1 protein-coding gene is annotated in these 1,149 nt (G+C 37.4%); it reads right to left on the bottom strand.

Features of this window, described 5'->3' with window-relative positions; all coding sequences use genetic code 11:
* Window positions 1-1,057, bottom strand: a 1,057-nt coding sequence (locus M3226_RS31390; RefSeq protein ID WP_251573409.1) for an IS4 family transposase, incomplete at its 3' end; no start/stop codon positions are given.
* Window positions 1,058-1,149 lie beyond the last annotated feature (92 nt).

Here is a 1,149-nt window from a genome sequence, read left to right as displayed (position 1 = left end):
CTGCCCTTAAAAAACGACTAATTTGTAAGGTTTTTCGCTTGCTTCTAGTTTCGATTTGCACAAGAACATGTAGGCAAAAAACAATAAGTGCGATAAACACTTGATTTTGAATCGCCCATTCGCTTTGTCCGTAGAACTTTTTGATGCTGAGATGCTGTTTGATCCATTTGAAAAACAACTCAATTGCCCATCGTGATTTATACATTTCCGAAATTTCCTCAGCACTTAAATCAAAGCGATTGGTAATTAGATGGAGTTCGTTTCCTTTTGAATCAATCACTTTAAGAAGGCGAAAGTAATTTTCAGCACGGTTTTGAGTCGTACCAATCAACACCATTTGATCTGACAAAACAGCTGTATCATTGGGTAGTTTAAAATCGTAAACTTCCCGTATGACTGCGTTTTTACGTAGCCTAGAAAGAAAAAAATAGCCATCATCCGTCATTCGATCAAAGCGCTCATAGTCCAAATAGCCTCGGTCAAACACATACATGCATTCCTTGTCGTCTACCATGACTTCCAGTTGACCACGGTCATGTTCATTAGCCGATGTTATAACCGCCTTTTCAGGGTAGGATATCCCCTTTTCCATGAACACAAGGCGCAAATGCAACTTTACCCCCGCTTTTGTTTTGCGGAATTTAGCCCATTTATGATTGGTTAAATTGAGTGGCAATGTACTGGAATCTATGATTTTTAATGGCATCACAAGTTTTGTATCGTGCGTTTTGGCATGAATTTGCGCCACTAAATCAAGGAAAAGCCTTTGGAATAAATCTGGATTCATACCATTTAATCGGCGTGAAAGCTGGGAAATACTGATTGAATCAAGGTTGATTCCATTTTGAAGCTGGTCATTGAATAGACAATCGCCTAGCGCGTGCAGACTTTCAATTTCTTCTAGCTGAGCAAAAAGAAGTAATTTTAGGAAAGACTCAGTCGTTAATTTTTTCGTATAGTAATCTAATTTCATTGTTTTCACCTGATCTTCAAATAATTGAAGATTTATTGGTAAAAACCATTGTCCAAATGAGGTTTTTCGTGTAATCTTGTCCATGAGATGTGTCCTTTTTAGTGGATTTGGACGGGTTACCACCTGACTTATTCATTATAAAGGACTTTTTCTTTGCACAAAATAAAATTAGTGAA

It is taken from the genome of Neobacillus cucumis, from assembly GCF_023715505.1.
The sequence above is the reverse complement of the archived record's forward strand: the minus strand, read 5'-3'. Positions and strand labels throughout refer to the sequence as shown.